Source organism: Streptomyces chartreusis NRRL 3882, assembly GCF_900236475.1.
Classification (GTDB): domain Bacteria; phylum Actinomycetota; class Actinomycetes; order Streptomycetales; family Streptomycetaceae; genus Streptomyces; species Streptomyces chartreusis_D.
Genome location: NZ_LT963352.1, coordinates 5236808 through 5251790, shown reverse-complemented (window position 1 = coordinate 5251790; position 14983 = coordinate 5236808). Strand labels below are relative to the sequence as shown.

Sequence of the window (14983 nt, the reverse complement as noted above, 5' to 3'; positions counted from 1 at the left end):
ATACCGGCACACTGGACGAGGTCCAGTTCCGGATCGAATACGGTAGCCGTCATGCAGATACGCCGGGTCTCCTTCGACCACCCCGACGCCGTGAAGCTGAACGACCAGGTCCAGGCCGAGTACGCCGTCCGCTACGGCGACGACGGCGACGCCACGGTCATGGCCGCCGCGGACTTCGCCCCGCCGAACGGCGTCTACCTGATCGCGTACGACGAGGACGGCACGCCCGTCGCCTCGGGCGGCTGGCGCGCTCAGGACGCGAACGACGAGGGCAACCTGGACGGCGACGCCGAGGTCAAGCGCATGTACGTGATCGAGCAGATGCGCGGCCGGGGCCTGGCCCGGCGCATCCTGGCCGCCCTGGAGGAGGACGCCCGCGAGGCCGGCCGCATCCGCATGGTCCTGGAGACGGGCCTCAAGCAGCCGGAGGCCATAGCCCTGTACACGTCCAGCGGCTACGAGCCGTGCGCCAAGTTCGGCTACTACCGGCACTACGAGTCGAGCCGCTGCTTCGCGAAGCGACTGCGGCCCGCCGACTGACGGGGGCTCAGCCGCCGCCCCGCCCGTGACCCTTGTCATGCGGCGCGCGCCGCCTGCGGTCCCGCCACCACTCGGTCACCGAGCCGGTCTCGCCCCGCCGGTGCGGCGGCACCAGCACCTTCGGCCAGTTGAACCACGCGATCGTGACGTGCAGCACCAGCAAGGGCAGCGAGCCCAGGACGAAGATCGCACCGACCTGAACCAGGGCCATCCCCGCGCCGTCCGAGGCGGCGGTGGCGGTGATGCCGATCGTCATGCAGACGAACGAGGCGGCGAGCGGGACGATGCCGCGTTCATGCCCCTCAACGACCGACGGGTTCCAGGAGTACCCGACGTGCAGGTCGGGCGCCCGGCCGGAGCCGGTCCAGTGCAGCCACGCCGCCCGGACGAAGAACAGGTTCAGCGCGCCCGCGAAGACGGCTGCGAAGATGCCCGGAACCAGATGTGTCACAGCGCCTCCGCGGCAAGCGCACCGACCAGATACCCCAGTATCCGGGTGAGATCGCCAAGAAGATCCACGGCCGGACCAAGCTTGGGCAAGCGGTGGCGCTGAACACACGTCAGAGCCCGGTCGGTTTCCCGACCGGGCTCTGAGCTGCGTGGACCTGAGGGGATTTGAACCCCTGGCCCCCTCGATGCGAACGAGGTGCGCTACCGGACTGCGCCACAGGCCCTTGCAACGAGTGAAACTTTAGCACCCCGATCCGCCTGCTTGGAAATCCGTTGCCGAGGGGCGGTCACCTGCGGCTTCGCGGGGCTACTCGTTGGCGGCCCGGGGCCGGTCCCCGTCCTCGTACTGGTCGAACAGCGGCGTGCGGCCGCGCTCCCGGGCCCGCCGCGCGGAGGCCGCACGGCGGGCGTCACTGCGCCCGCCGCCGTCCGCCCTCTCCTGCCCGCGGGCGTCAGCCTCGGCGGGGCCCGCGCTGTCGGCGGGGGCCGTGGCGTCCTCGTGCTCCGGGGGGACGGCGCTCGACCGCGCGGAGCTCCAGGTGTCAGGGGCTCCGAGGTCCACGTCGCTGGTGGCCCGGGGTGCGACGGGTGCGGTCACATAGGTCGGCAGGGGCACCGGCACCGGCTCCCAGCTGTCGCCCTGCCCCGGCCGCCGCTGCCGCTCGCGCTGCTGGTCGACCCACTCGGCGTGGTCGGTCTGCTCGACGAGTGCGCGCCGGTCCGCCGCGAGGGCCGACAGGCCGGGGTCGGCCGCCGGCTCGGGTCCTTCCTCCGGTTCGTCGGCAGCCTCGTCGGCGGCGCCCCTGCGGGGCTGGCGCTGCCGCTCGCGCAGCCGCTGCGCCGCGACCTCGGCCCGGCGGCGGTCCATCTGGTAGGCGAAGCGGCGGCGCTCCTGGGAGCGCAGATACGCGATGTACACGCTGAGCATGACGGCGGGCACGCCGGGCGCCCACAGGAACGTGAGGCCCCCGACCGCGGCGACGATCGCGCCGAGGGTGAAGGCGAGGAACAGCATGGTGGTGGTGCGCCGACGGCGCGCGAGCACCTTCGAGCGCCGGGCCCGCGCTGCGGCCGCCTGGTTCGCCTGGTTCGCCTTGTTCGTCCGAGGGGCCGGGCCGCGCCGGGCGGCGGGCACATGGCCCCGTCCGCGTTCGGCGCTCGCCGGGCTGGGTCCGGGGGCCTGACGGGCCGGCTGCTCGGGGGCGGGCGACGGTACGGGTACCTGGGTCTGCGGACGCGTCTTGGACACGGCGAAGGCCCGGACGTCCACCGAGTCGGTGACGGCGTCCAGGTCGTCGGCGCCCTGCTCCCCCTCGTCGGTGGAGCGCGCCCGCAGGTCCTTGGCGTACCGGCGCTCCATGGCCGCCTTTCCGGACAGAAGCCGGATGGCGGTGCTGAAGCGTTCCGTCGGACGGGCCTCGTTCAGCTCGTCCTGCCTACGGAGCCACATCGGCACCAAGTAGGCGGCCCAGGCCCCGACGATGACTGCGTAGATGAGGCCGCTGCTGCTCACGCCTCACACCGTAGAGGGGTTTGCATGAGGCCATCTGCCAATTGCGCCGGTGTGTCGCACGATCTGGCTGATATTTCGAACTTTTTTTGTGACCGATGCGATCAGTGGACCGTCCAGGCCGGGAATTCAATGCCCTGAGACGGTCACCAGTCGATCAATTTCGAACATGTATTCAATTTCCGGGGTGCGGCCGGATTCCGGGATTACTCTGCGATCGTGCCCGGTGCCAGCGCCTCAGCAACCCGTCCGGCACCTCTTCCGCCGTGAGCGCGAAGACGAGGTGGTCGCGCCAGGCCCCGTCGATGTGGAGATAACGCGGCCTGAGCCCCTCCTCACGGAATCCGAGTTTCTCCACGACCCGGCGGCTGGGCCCGTTCTCGGGGCGAATGCAGACCTCGATGCGGTGCAGCCCGACCGTGCGGAAACAGTGGTCCACGACGAGCGCCACCGCCGTCGGCATCACCCCGCGGCCGGCCACCCCTTCGTCCACCCAGTAGCCGACATGCCCCGAACACATCGAGCCCCAGGTGATTCCGGCCACGGTCAACTGCCCCACCAGCCGCCCCTGGTACTCGATCACGAAGGGCAGCATCCGGCCCGCGTTCGCCTCCGACCTGAGGTGGCGGACCATCTGGCGGAAGGTGGGGCGGTGCGCCATCGGCCCGCCGGGCGCGGGCGGCGGAATGGTCGCCTCCCAGGGGCGCAGCCAGTCGCGGTTGCGCCGGTTGACCTCGCGCCACGCCCGCTGGTCGCGCAGCTTTATCGGCCTGAGGACGATGTCGCCGTCCACCAGCTCGACGGGCCAGGATGGGCTGTTCAGCTCGCACCCCCACTGCCGGGTCTGGGGTGGTCACCGCCGCGGAGCTGCTCGACGGCGTGGACCAGCAGCGGTTCCAGGACGGCCAGTCCGTCCTTCACGCCGCCGCTGGAGCCGGGCAGGTTGACGATCAGCGTGCCGCCCGCCACTCCGGCCAGGCCCCGGGAGAGCGCCGCCGTCGGCACCTTCTCCCGGCCGAACGCCCGGATGGCCTCGGCGATGCCCGGCACCTCGTGGTCGATCACGCGGCGGGTCGCCTCGGGGGTGCGGTCGGTGGGCGAGATGCCCGTGCCACCGGTGGTGACGATGACGTCGTAGCCGGTCTCGACACCGGCGCGCAGAGCCGCCTCCACGGGGTCGCCGTCGGGGACGACCTGCGGGCCATCGACCTCGAAGCCGAAGCCTTTCAGGCCGTCGGCGATCAACGGACCGCCCTTGTCCTCGTAGATCCCGGCGGCGGCCCGGTTGGAAGCGGTCACGACGAGAGCGCGGTACGTCATGCCCGGCTCCAGTCGCCCGACTTGCCGCCCGTCTTCTCCTCCACCCGTACGTCCGTGATGACCGCTCCCTTGTCGACCGCCTTGACCATGTCGATCACGGTGAGCGCGGCGACGGAGACCGCGGTGAGGGCCTCCATCTCGACGCCCGTGCGGTCCGTCGTCTTCACGGTGGCCAGGATCTCCACCGCGTCGTCCGCGACCGACAGGTCCAGTTTCACACCGGACACCGACAAGGGGTGACAGAGCGGGATCAGATCCGGGGTGCGTTTGGCGCCCATGATCCCGGCGATCCGCGCGGTCGCGAGGGCGTCACCCTTGGGGACGCCCTCGCCGCGCAGCAGTTCGATCACACGGGGCGAGACGAGGACGCGTCCGCTGGCGCGGGCGGTGCGGGCGGTCACGTCCTTCTCGGACACGTCGACCATGCGGGCGGCACCCGCCTCGTCGATGTGCGTCAGGCGGTCCTGCGTAGGGGGGTCCTGCATGCTCATGCTGTGTGGCGCTCCCGGTCCGGGCCTGCTGTGCGCGACACGGTACCCCCAACCAGCGCCTCTCAGCCGAGCAGGACCACCTCGACCTCGGTGCCGGGCTCGACGGACTCGGTGTCCTCGGGGACGACGATCAGCGCGTCGGCGTGGGCGAGCGCCGCGATCAGGTGGGACCCGGCGCCGCCGACCGGGGTGACCCGCCCGTCGGCGTACGTGCCGCGCAGGAACTGGCGGCGGCCCTTCGGCGAGGTCAGCGCCTTGTCGGCGGTCAGGGTCGCCCGGGCCGTCGGCCGGTGGACGTCCTCCAGCCCCATCAGGGCGCGGATCGCGGGGCGGACGAACAGTTCGAAGGAGACGTACGACGACACCGGGTTGCCGGGCAGGGCCAACAGGGGGGTGTGGTCGGGGCCGATGGAGCCGAAGCCCTGGGGCTTGCCGGGCTGCATGGCGAGCTTGCGGAACTCGATGCCGCTGCCCGCCTCGTCCTCGTCGGCGACGTGGGACAGGGCCTCCTTGACGACGTCGTACGCCCCGACGCTCACGCCGCCGGTGGTGACCACCAGGTCGGCGCGGACCAGCTGGTCCTCGATGGTGGAGCGCAGGGTCTCGGCGTCGTCGGCGACGGCGCCCACGCGGTAGGCGATGGCGCCGGCGTCGCGGGCGGCGGCGGTGAGGGCGAAGCTGTTGGAGTCGTAGATCTGACCGGTGCGCAGCTCCTCGTCGGGCTGGACGAGTTCGCTGCCGGTGGAGAGCACCACCACGCGCGGGCGCGGGCGGACGCGGACCGTGCCGCGGCCGATCGCGGCGAGCAGGGCGATCTGGGGCGGGCCGAGGATCGTGCCGGCCTCCAGGGCACGGTCGCCGGCCTTCACGTCACTGCCTTTCGCGCGCACGTGCGCGCGCGCCTCGGCCGGACGGTACACCTGCACGTGCCCGGTGGCGCCCTCGGGGCCGAGGCTGCGGGCGCGCATGCCGCGCACCGGGCCCTCGCCGAGCCCGCCGTCGGTCCACTCGACGGGCACGACCGCCTCGGCGCCGGGCGGCAGCGGGGCGCCGGTCATGATCCGGGCGGCCTGGCCGGGGCCCACGTGGAGCAGCTCGGCCTGGCCGGCGGCGACGTCCCCGACGACCTCCAGGGCCGCGGGGAACTCCTCGCTCGCGCCCGCCACGTCCGCGACCCGCACCGCGTAGCCGTCCATCGAGCTGTTGTCGAAGGGCGGCAGGGACACCGGCACCGTGACGTCCTCGACGAGGACGCAGCCCTGGGCGTCGAGCAGATGCAGCTCGATGGGTTCCAGGGGGCGGACGGTGGCGAGGATGTCCTCCAGGTGCTCCTCCACCGACCACAGGTGGTCGGGGCCGAAGTGGTCCTGGCCGGTGACGCGGGGCGCGGCGCTGCTCAACGTGCTACATCTCCTCGGCTACGTAACTGCGAAGCCAGGTCCGGAAGTCCGGGCCCAGGTCTTCACGTTCGCACGCGAGTCGGACAATGGCACGCAGGTAGTCGCCGCGGTCACCGGTGTCATAGCGGCGGCCCTTGAAGACGACGCCGTGCACCGGGCCGCCGATCTTCTCGTCTTCGGCGAGCTGCTGGAGGGCGTCCGTGAGCTGGATCTCGCCGCCGCGGCCCGGCTCGGTCTTGCGCAGTATCTCGAAGATGTGCGGGTCGAGGACGTAGCGGCCGATGATCGCGTAGTTGGACGGGGCGTCGGCCGGGTCCGGCTTCTCGACCAGGCCGCTGACCTTGACGACGTCGCTGTCCTCGGTGGTCTCGACTGCCGCGCAGCCGTAGAGGTGGATCTGCTCCGGGGCGACCTCCATGAGCGCGATGACGCTGCCGCCGCGCTGCTCCTGGACCTCGACCATGCGCTGGAGCAGGGGGTCGCGGGGGTCGATCAGGTCGTCGCCGAGGAGGACGGCGAAGGGCTCGTGCCCCACGTGCGGGGCGGCGCACAGCACGGCGTGGCCGAGGCCCTTGGGGTCGCCCTGGCGGACGTAGTGCATCGTCGCGAGGTCGCTCGACTCCTGCACCTTGGCGAGACGGCTGGCGTCGCCCTTCTTCTGAAGCGCCGACTCCAGCTCGTAGTTGCGGTCGAAGTGGTCCTCGAGGGGGCGCTTGTTGCGGCCCGTCACCATGAGGACGTCGTCGAGACCCGCGGCGACGGCCTCCTCGACCACGTACTGGATCGCCGGCTTGTCGACGACCGGCAGCATCTCCTTGGGAGTGGCTTTGGTGGCCGGCAGGAACCGGGTGCCGAGGCCTGCTGCTGGAATGACAGCCTTGCTGATCCGAGGGTGCGACTGAGTCATGCCCGCCACCTTATCCGGTGCCTTTGCATGGAATCTGCGGCTCCGGTTCATAGGCGCTCATATGAGCGTATTGCAACGGTACGGGAGCAACCTTTGAGTCACATCGGACGTCCGGGTGAGCCTGACAAGCGGACTTTGCGGCGCGACTTCCTCACGATGAGGAACAGGTTGACGGCGGATGACCTGCGGGAGACGTCGGCCGCGCTGGCCGGGCGGGCGCTGGAGCTGCCCGAGTTGGCGCGGGCCGGCACGGTGGCGGCGTACGTCTCCGTGGGGAGCGAACCGGGGACGCTCGCGCTCCTGGACGCGTTGCGCACCCGGGGCGTGCGCGTCCTGCTGCCGGTGCTGCTCCCGGACAACGACCTCGACTGGGGCGTCTACGAGGGTGAGGGCTCGCTCGCGCGTGTCCAACACGGCGGCCGGATGGCCCTCTTCGAGCCCGCGGGCGAGCGCCTCGGGCCGGACGCCGTCACCACCGCCGACGCCGTGCTGCTGCCGGGGCTGGCGGTCGACACGCGCGGGATGCGGCTGGGGCGCGGCGGAGGCTCGTACGACCGGGTGCTGGCGCGGCTGGAGCGGGCGGGCGCGCGGCCCGCGCTGGTGGTGCTGTTGTACGACTCCGAGGTGGTCGAGCACGTCCCCGAGGAGCCGCACGACCGGCCGGTGCACGCGGTGGTGACGCCGTCGGGGGTGCGGCGGTTCGGGCGGGAGGCCTGACGCGGGAACGGCCCGCCACGCGCGCGTGGCGGGCCGTTCCCGGTCTCCGGTGTCAGCGGCTCACGGCTTGAGCACCAGCTTGTCGGTCGTGCCGTCCTCGACCGCCCGGTCCGAGAAGGACCACGGGAGCAGTTCTCCGTCGGCCCACTTGTCCGTCTGGTCGACGTAGTGGGCGCTGTAGGCGTGCCCGGAGGCGCCGCTGAGGTTGATCCAGCGGGACTTGTCGAGGTCGCCGAGGTTCACGACCATCCGCATGGACGGCACCCACACCACGCCGTAGCCGCCGGCCGCGTTCCAGCCGGTCGCGTTGACGGTGGCCTCGCCGCCGCTGAGCTCCCAGGGGCCGCGGTTGAGGGCGTACTGGACGAAACCGGGGCCCTCGGTGCCGAGGGTCTGGTTCTTCAGGAACAGGCGGTGCAGCCGGCCCCAGGTCCAGGTGTCGATGTCCTTGCCGAGCTTGGCGGTCAGCTCCCAGCGGGCGTCGATCATCGCGCGCTTGAACAGCTGGTCGCGGTTGTCGGCGGCGGGGCGGGTGCCCGCCTTGGGCGTCTTCCACCAGTCGCTGTCCGGCTGGTCCATCAGCTTGCGGACCACCTCGAACCAGCGGTCCCCGCCGTCGGGCTGCGCCTGGTCGGGGTCGCGCTCACCGCACTCGCGCACCTTCCCCGCCTCGTCGGCGGGCCCGGTGGTGTTGACCGGCTCCACCCACAGGCACTGGCCCTTGACCCGCAGCTCCTTGGGCAGCTTGTTGCCGAAGGCGAGCTTGAGGATGTTGCGCCAGACCGCGTTGAAGTAGGCCGCGGCCGCCGAGTCGGTGTCCTGGGTGTAGTCCCAGCCCTCCAGCAGCTTCTGCGCCTCGCGCACGTCCTTGCTGCCGGGGTCGATCTTCAGCAGCGTGGGCACCAGCAGCCGGGCGATCTCGCTGCTGTTGTCCAGCTGCATCTGGCGCATGTCGTCCGTGGAGATCTTGCCGCCGTTCTTGATCTTCGACTGGATGAGGTCGGTGATCCGCTGGCTGCGCGTGCCGTAGCTCCAGTCCTCGGTGAGCGTGTAGGGGTACTTGTCCGGGTCGATCACGGCCTGGTTGGCGGTGACGATGTAGCCGCGCGGCGGGTTGTACTCGTACGGCAGCGCGTCCTGCTCGATGTAGCCGGTCCAGCGGTACTTGGGGTCCCAGCCGGGCGCCGGGACGGAGCCGTCGTCGTCCTGGGAGCGCGTGGGGATCCTGCCCGGCAGGGTGTAGCCGATGTTGTCCTCGGTGTCCGCGTAGATCAGGTTCTGCGAGGGCACGTCGAACAGCGCGGCGGCCTTGCGGAAGTCGGTCCAGTTCTTCGCCCGGTCCATGGCGAAGACGGCGTCCATGGTGGTGCCCGGCTGGAGCGCGGTCCAGCGCAGCGCGACACCGTAGCCGTCGCCTCTGTCGGGTGCGGCGGTGTCGACGGTGGCCTTCTTGCCGACCTTCACGAGCTCTTCGGCACGGTCGGACAGCAGGGGCCCGTTGTTGGTCTCGCGGACGACGATCGTCTTGGGCGAGCCGCCGGCGACCTTGATGGTCTCCTCGCGCGTCTCGAAGGGCTTGACCTTGCCGTCGTACAGGTAGCCGTCGCCGGTGATCTTCTCCAGGTAGAGGTCCGTGACGTCAACGCCGGAGTTGGTCATGCCCCAGGCGATGTCCTGGTTGTGACCGATTATCACGCCGGGCATGCCGGCGAAGGTGTAGCCGCTGACGTCGTACTGGCACGCGCTGGAGACGCTGCGGCAGTGCAGGCCCATCTGGTACCAGACGGACGGCAGCGAGGGCGACAGGTGCGGGTCGTTGGCCAGCAGCGGCTTGCCGGTGATGGTGTGCTCCCCGCTGACGACCCAGGAGTTGGAGCCGATGCCGTCACCGTTCACGCCGACGGCCGGCGGGAGGTCGCTCAGGGCGTCGCTGAGGCCGGTGAGCTGGCTGTCCAGGCCCGAGGTGCCGGAAGCCGTGCCCGAGGTGCCGGAAGCCGTGCCCGAGGTGCCGGAAGCCGTGCCCGCCGTGCCGGTGGCGGTGCCGCCGGTTCCGCTCGTGCCGCCCGTACCGGTGCCGCTGGTGCCGCTCGTGCCGCCCTGTTCGAACGCCCCCGTCAGCTCGTCGTACTGGCCCTCCTGGACGATCGCCTTGTTCCGGCTGTACGGGTACTGCGGGTACAGCTCGGCGATCTGCTTGGGGCCGAGGCGGCTGGTCAGCAGGGCCCGGTCGATCTCGTCCTGCATGTTGCTGCGCAGGTCCCAGGCCATCGCCTTCAGCCAGGAGATCGAGTCGACCGGGGTCCACTTCTGCGGCTTGTAGTCGTTGGTGAAGCCCAGCGCCGCGTACTCCAGGGAGATGTCCTTGCCGTCCTTGCCCTGGAGGTAGGCGTTGACCCCCTGGGCGTAGGCCTGGAGGTACTTCTTCGTGGCGGCCGACAGCTTGGTGTCGTACTCCTCCTTGGCGACCCGCTCCCAGCCGAGGGTGCGCAGGAACTCGTCGTTGTCGACCTGGCTCTTGCCGAACATCTCCGACAGCCGGCCGGCCGCCATGTGACGGCGTACGTCCATCTCGTAGAACCGGTCCTGCGCCTGGACGTAGCCCTGCGCCATGAACAGGTCCGCGTCCGAGGAGGCGTAGATCTGCGGAATGCCGTAGTTGTCGCGTTTGACCTCGACGGGTCCCGAGAGGCCCTTGAGCGTGAGGGAGCCCTTGGTCTGCGGGAAGGAGGCCCGGACGGTGCTGATGGACCAGTACGCCCCGAAGGCGAGGCCTCCGATCAGTGCCAGCACCAGGACGAGCACGATCAGACGGGCTTTGCGCCCCTTTCTCCTGCCGGACTTGCCGGGCTGCTGACCCGTGGAGGCGGTGGTGTTGGGGGGCATCGCTGTCCTTGCTGTCCTAACGCGAGCGGCAGGTTCGGCTGTGCTTTTAACTGAGCGCTGGAGCAACGATAGGCGCAGGGCCTTGCGCCCCTTGACGCGGAGTCGGGAACCGGCACGGACTGGCGTTCGATCTTGCCCTCTCAAGCGTCAAGAAATCGTCAAGAGTTAGGTAAGGTAACGAAGTAGTTGGCGCGATGCGCCACAGCTTCATGTGCGATGTACGTGAGCCCACGCGCGTGTGCGTGCGGGCCAGGGAAGGATTCGGCCGCTGACTGTTCACCACCTCAACCAGCTCCTGCTCGTCTGCTCGCTCGTCCTGCTCGTCGCCGTCGCAGCGGTACGGATCTCCTCGCGCAGCGGGCTCCCCAGCCTGCTCGTGTATCTGGGGATAGGCGTCGCCATGGGCCAGGACGGCATCGGCGACATCCACTTCGACAACGCCGAACTGACCCAGGTCATCGGGTACGCGGCCCTGGTCGTGATCCTGGCCGAGGGCGGTCTGGGCACGAAGTGGAAGGAGATCAAGCCGGCCCTGCCGGCCGCCACCGCACTGGCGCTGGCCGGTGTCGCGGTGAGCGTCGGGGTCACGGCGTCGGCCGCGCACTACCTGATCGGGCTGGAGTGGCGGCAGGCGCTCATCATCGGGGCGGTCGTCTCCTCGACCGACGCGGCGGCCGTGTTCTCCGTGCTGCGGAAAATCCCCCTCCCCGCGCGCGTGACGGGCACGTTGGAGGCGGAGTCCGGCTTCAACGACGCCCCGGTGGTCATCCTCGTGGTCTCGCTGTCCACGGCGGGCCCGGCCGAGCACTGGTACGTGCTGCTGGGCGTGATCCTGCTGGAGCTGGCCATCGGCGCGGCCATCGGGCTCGCGGTGGGCTGGCTCGGCTCCTGGGGGCTGCGGCACGTGGCGCTGCCGGCCTCCGGCCTCTATCCGATCGCCGTCATGGCCATCGCCGTGGTGGCGTACGCGGCGGGTGCGCTGGCCCACGGCAGCGGATTCCTCGCGGTGTACCTCGCCGCGATGGTGATGGGCAACGCGCGGCTGCCGCACTGGCCGGCCACGCGCGGCTTCGCCGACGGGCTCGGCTGGATGGCCCAGATCGGCATGTTCGTCCTGCTCGGCCTGCTGGTCACCCCGCACGAGCTGGGCGACGACATCGTGCCCGCGCTCGTCATCGGGCTGGTGCTCACCATGGTGGCGCGTCCGCTGAGCGTGGTGGTCTGCCTGTCGCCGTTCCGGGTGCCGTGGCAGGAGCAGACCCTGATGTCCTGGGCGGGGCTGCGCGGAGCCGTGCCCATCATCCTGGCGACCATCCCGATGGTGGAGGGCGTCGACGCCAGCCGCCGGATCTTCAACATCGTCTTCGTGCTGGTCGTCGTCTACACCCTGGTCCAGGGCCCGACGCTGCCCTGGCTGGGCCGCAAGCTGCGCCTCGGGGACGGTTCGGAGGCCGCCGACCTCGGCATCGAGTCGGCCCCGCTGGAGCGGCTGCGCGGGCATCTGCTGTCCGTGGCGATCCCCGACGGGTCGAAGATGCACGGCGTGGAGGTGGCCGAGCTGCGGCTGCCGCACGGCGCGGCCGTGACGCTCATCGTGCGCGGGGGCGAGTCCTTCGTGCCGCTGCCGACGACGATATTGCAACGGGGCGACGAACTCCTCGTCGTCGCCACGGACCCCGTCCGGGACGCGACCGAGAGCCGGCTGCGGGCCGTGGGGCGCGGCGGCAAGCTGGCCGGCTGGCTGGGGACGGACGCGGCGAGCCACTGAAGGGCGTTTCGCACCTTTTGGGATTTGCGGGGTGGACGGGCCCATGGTGCTCACTTTCACAGGCACACACCCCTTGATCCCTGTACGATGAAGGCGTTACCCAGATCGAACCAACTCTGCCTGACGCAGAGCTGGCGCGACCGTATGGCGGTCGGGTCGCCCCTCCTCACCGGGCCCCGGCATCTACCGCAGTTCCGCGCAAGAGGACAGCTCTCGGCGCCGCCCGTCCGCGGGCCCGCGCTACCAGGCGGCAGAAAGGCACGGGCCGTGGCGTCCACGGTCACCTCGAAGACGTCGAAGAACTCGATGACCTCGAAGAACTCGACGGCTTCCGCCCGCCCGGGATACGGACGGCTGCTGCGCACCCGCGGCGCCTGGACGTTCCTGCTCCCCGGCTTCGCGGCACGCCAGCCGTTCGCGATGCTGACGATCTCCATCGTGCTGCTGGTGCAGCACACCACCGGCTCCTACGGAGCGGCGGGCGCCGCCGCGGCCGTCACCGGTGTCTCCATGGCGCTGTTCGCTCCCTACAGCGGCCGCCTCGCCGACCGCTACGGGCAGCGGGCCGTGCTGATCCCCGGCGTGCTGCTGCACGCGCTGTCCGGGCTGACGCTGACGTCGCTGGCGCTGCTGGACGCCCCCCTGTGGGCGGTGTTCGCGGCGGCCGTCCCGACCGGTGCCTCGGTGCCGCAGGTCGGGCCCATGGTGCGGGCCCGCTGGGGCGTGAAGCTGAAGGACTCGCCACTGATGACCACCGCGGCGGCCTTCGAGTCCGTCACGGACGAACTGACCTTCGTGGTCGGCCCGCTGCTGGCCACCGCCCTGTGCACGGCCGTCGACCCGGCCGCCGGCCTGGTCACGGAGGCCTCGCTGACCCTGATCGGCGGTCTGCTGTTCGCCGCGCAGAAGAGCACCCAGCCCTCGGTCGGGGGCGGCAGCGGCCACGCGCGCGTGGAGCACGCTTCCGCGCTGCGGATCCCCGGGGTGCGCGTGCTGATCGTGACGTTCCTGGGCATCGGGTCCGTCTTCGGCGGTATGCAGGTCTCGCTGGCCGCGTTCACCGAGTCGATCGGCGAACCGGGCCTCAACGGCGTCCTCTACGGGGTCTTCGCCGCGGGCAACATGCTCTCCGGCGTCGTCTGCGGCGCGATCGCCTGGAAGGCGGCCCCGCAGCGGCGCCTCGTCGTGGGCTACACGGCACTCGCGCTCGCCGCGTCGGGTCTGTGGGCCGCCCACTCGGTGCCGGTCCTCGCCGGTCTCGGCCTGCTGGTCGGCATGTGCATCGCGCCCGCCCTGATCACCGGCTACACCCTGGTCGAGGGCCTGGTCCCGGCCGGTGCCCGCACCGAGGCCTTCACCTGGCTGACCGGCGCGGTGGCGCTCGGCCAGGCGGCCGCCGTCACGGTCGCCGGGCAGCTGGAGGACCGCTTCCGGGACGGCGCCGGTTTCCTGGTGCCGATGGGCGGCACCGTGCTCGCCCTGGCGACCCTCCTGGCCCTGCGTTCCCGGCTGGCGGGACGCGCCCAGGGCCGCACCGTCGCACGTGGCGTGGGTCACCGCGTGCCGGTGGCAGTGGACTGAACGGCCGGAATACGTCAAGATGGATCGTCGTTAGCACTCATCGAGTGAGAGTGCCAGGAGGAAGACAGTGCCCACCTACCAGTACCAGTGCACCGAGTGCGGCGAGGGCCTCGAGGCGGTGCAGAAGTTCACCGACGACGCCCTCACCGAGTGCCCCAGCTGCAAGGGCCGCCTGAAGAAGGTGTTCTCGGCGGTCGGCATTGTCTTCAAGGGCTCCGGCTTCTACCGGAACGACAGCCGCGGCTCCTCCTCGAGCAGCACCCCGGCGTCGAAGTCGTCGAGCTCCTCGTCGTCCTCCGACTCCGGCTCCGGCTCTGGCTCCGGTTCGAGCTCGTCGTCGAGCACCGGCAGCTCCACGAGCAGCACCACCGCCGCATAAGGCCTGTTTCTTACGGGACCCTGTCGCCTTTCGGCGACGGGGTCCTCGGCGTTTCCGCGTGCGGTTAGGGTGCGGGCATGGTGAACAAGGCGAACGTGACGAACAAGGGGGACGCCGGGATCGGCGTCATCGGCGGCTCCGGGTTCTACTCCTTCCTCGACGACGTGACCGAGGTCCAGGTCGACACCCCGTACGGGCCGCCCAGCGACTCCCTCTTCCTCGGCGAGGTCGCCGGCCGGCGCGTCGCCTTCCTGCCCCGGCACGGACGGGGCCACCATCTGCCGCCGCACCGGATCAACTACCGGGCCAACCTGTGGGCGCTGCGGTCGGTCGGCGTGCGCCAGGTGCTCGCCCCCTGTGCCGTCGGCGGACTGCGTCCCGAGTACGGGCCGGGCACGCTGCTGGTGCCGGACCAGCTGGTCGACCGGACCAAGTCCCGCGCGAACACGTACTTCGACGGGCTTCCGCTGCCCGACGGCACGGTGCCCAACGTGGTGCACGTGTCGCTGGCCGACCCCTACTGCCCCGCCGGGCGGGCCGTCGCGCTGAAGGCGGCGCGCGGGCGGGACTGGGAGCCGGTGGACGGCGGCACGCTGGTCGTCGTCGAGGGGCCGCGCTTCTCGACCCGTGCCGAATCGTTGTGGCACCAGGCGCAGGGCTGGTCGGTGGTGGGTATGACCGGCCATCCCGAGGCGGCGCTCGCCCGCGAGCTGGAGCTCTGCTACACGTCCCTGACCCTGGTCACCGACCTCGACGCCGGAGCCGAGACCGGGGAGGGCGTCTCGCACGACGAGGTGCTGCGGGTGTTCGCGGCCAATGTGGACCGGCTGCGGGGCGTGCTGTTCGACGCGGTGGCGGGGTTGCCGGGGGAGGACGAGCGGGGCTGTCTGTGCGTGAATGCGCTGGGCGGGATGGATCCGGGGTTCGCGTTGCCGTAGGCGGAAGCTGCGGTAGGCGGTAGCGGAAGCTGCGGTAGGCGGAAGTTGCCGTTCGGGTGAGGGAGTTGTCCACAGGGCGGTGGCAGGTCCACAGGCCTG

At 71.0% G+C, this 14983-nt stretch carries 14 protein-coding genes and 1 tRNA gene; 6 read left to right on the top strand and 9 right to left on the bottom strand.

The window, feature by feature from the left end; genetic code table 11:
- Nucleotides 1-51: 51 nt before the first annotated feature.
- Complete coding sequence (locus tag SCNRRL3882_RS23840; protein WP_010035355.1) at nucleotides 52-540, top strand: GNAT family N-acetyltransferase; 489 nt, start codon at nucleotides 52-54, stop codon at nucleotides 538-540.
- A gap of 7 nt (nucleotides 541-547) precedes the next feature.
- Here SCNRRL3882_RS23840 and SCNRRL3882_RS23835 read toward each other — a convergent pair whose 3' ends face one another.
- The 8 genes from SCNRRL3882_RS23835 to galU form a co-directional block, all read right to left on the bottom strand.
- Nucleotides 548-991: a hypothetical protein gene (locus SCNRRL3882_RS23835; RefSeq protein ID WP_010035356.1), complete on the bottom strand. Its 444-nt coding sequence runs from the start codon at nucleotides 989-991 to the stop codon at nucleotides 548-550.
- Between the two features lie 149 nt (nucleotides 992-1140).
- Nucleotides 1141-1214: transfer RNA gene (locus tag SCNRRL3882_RS23830), tRNA-Ala, on the bottom strand.
- Nucleotides 1215-1297: 83 nt separating this feature from the next.
- A complete protein-coding gene (gene glpR, locus SCNRRL3882_RS23825; protein WP_010035357.1) occupies nucleotides 1298-2503 on the bottom strand; it encodes a gephyrin-like molybdotransferase receptor GlpR in 1206 nt (401 codons plus the stop codon).
- Between the two features lie 172 nt (nucleotides 2504-2675).
- A complete protein-coding gene (locus SCNRRL3882_RS23820; protein WP_010035359.1) occupies nucleotides 2676-3293 on the bottom strand; it encodes a GNAT family N-acetyltransferase in 618 nt (205 codons plus the stop codon).
- 26 nt (nucleotides 3294-3319) lie between these two features.
- Complete coding sequence (locus tag SCNRRL3882_RS23815; protein ID WP_010035362.1) at nucleotides 3320-3820, bottom strand: MogA/MoaB family molybdenum cofactor biosynthesis protein; 501 nt, start codon at nucleotides 3818-3820, stop codon at nucleotides 3320-3322.
- A complete protein-coding gene (moaC, locus tag SCNRRL3882_RS23810) occupies nucleotides 3817-4311 on the bottom strand; it encodes a cyclic pyranopterin monophosphate synthase MoaC (RefSeq protein WP_029180854.1) in 495 nt (164 codons plus the stop codon). Before moaC ends, SCNRRL3882_RS23815 begins: the two co-directional genes overlap by 4 nt.
- Nucleotides 4312-4373: 62 nt before the next feature.
- Nucleotides 4374-5711 (bottom strand): gephyrin-like molybdotransferase Glp, encoded by a 1338-nt coding sequence (glp, locus tag SCNRRL3882_RS23805; RefSeq protein WP_010035369.1) that lies wholly within the window; start codon nucleotides 5709-5711, stop codon nucleotides 4374-4376.
- A 4-nt stretch (nucleotides 5712-5715) separates the two neighbouring features.
- The gene (gene galU, locus SCNRRL3882_RS23800) at nucleotides 5716-6618 is read right to left on the bottom strand and encodes a UTP--glucose-1-phosphate uridylyltransferase GalU (protein ID WP_010035372.1); all 903 of its coding nucleotides are present in this window, start codon (nucleotides 6616-6618) and stop codon (nucleotides 5716-5718) included.
- Nucleotides 6619-6711: 93 nt separating this feature from the next.
- On the opposite strand from galU, the gene SCNRRL3882_RS23795 reads away from it, so the two are divergent.
- Nucleotides 6712-7335 carry a 5-formyltetrahydrofolate cyclo-ligase gene (locus tag SCNRRL3882_RS23795; protein WP_029180855.1) on the top strand — a complete coding sequence of 208 codons (624 nt, stop codon included), beginning with the start codon at nucleotides 6712-6714 and terminating at the stop codon, nucleotides 7333-7335.
- 60 nt (nucleotides 7336-7395) lie between these two features.
- Here SCNRRL3882_RS23795 and SCNRRL3882_RS23790 read toward each other — a convergent pair whose 3' ends face one another.
- Nucleotides 7396-10218, bottom strand: a complete 2823-nt coding sequence (locus SCNRRL3882_RS23790) for a penicillin acylase family protein (protein WP_102514852.1) — start codon at nucleotides 10216-10218, stop codon at nucleotides 7396-7398.
- Between the two features lie 238 nt (nucleotides 10219-10456).
- On the opposite strand from SCNRRL3882_RS23790, the gene SCNRRL3882_RS23785 reads away from it, so the two are divergent.
- The 4 genes from SCNRRL3882_RS23785 to SCNRRL3882_RS23770 all read left to right on the top strand — a co-directional run bounded on the left by SCNRRL3882_RS23785 (nucleotide 10457) and on the right by SCNRRL3882_RS23770 (nucleotide 14884).
- Entirely contained in the window at nucleotides 10457-11986 is a 1530-nt protein-coding gene (locus tag SCNRRL3882_RS23785) for a potassium/proton antiporter (RefSeq protein ID WP_010035379.1), read from the top strand.
- A gap of 267 nt (nucleotides 11987-12253) precedes the next feature.
- Complete coding sequence (locus SCNRRL3882_RS23780; RefSeq protein WP_010035383.1) at nucleotides 12254-13567, top strand: MFS transporter; 1314 nt, start codon at nucleotides 12254-12256, stop codon at nucleotides 13565-13567.
- Nucleotides 13568-13634: 67 nt separating this feature from the next.
- Nucleotides 13635-13946, top strand: a complete 312-nt coding sequence (locus SCNRRL3882_RS23775) for an FmdB family zinc ribbon protein (protein ID WP_029180856.1) — start codon at nucleotides 13635-13637, stop codon at nucleotides 13944-13946.
- 77 nt (nucleotides 13947-14023) lie between these two features.
- Complete coding sequence (locus SCNRRL3882_RS23770) at nucleotides 14024-14884, top strand: S-methyl-5'-thioadenosine phosphorylase (protein ID WP_010035387.1); 861 nt, start codon at nucleotides 14024-14026, stop codon at nucleotides 14882-14884.
- Nucleotides 14885-14983: the final 99 nt, after the last annotated feature.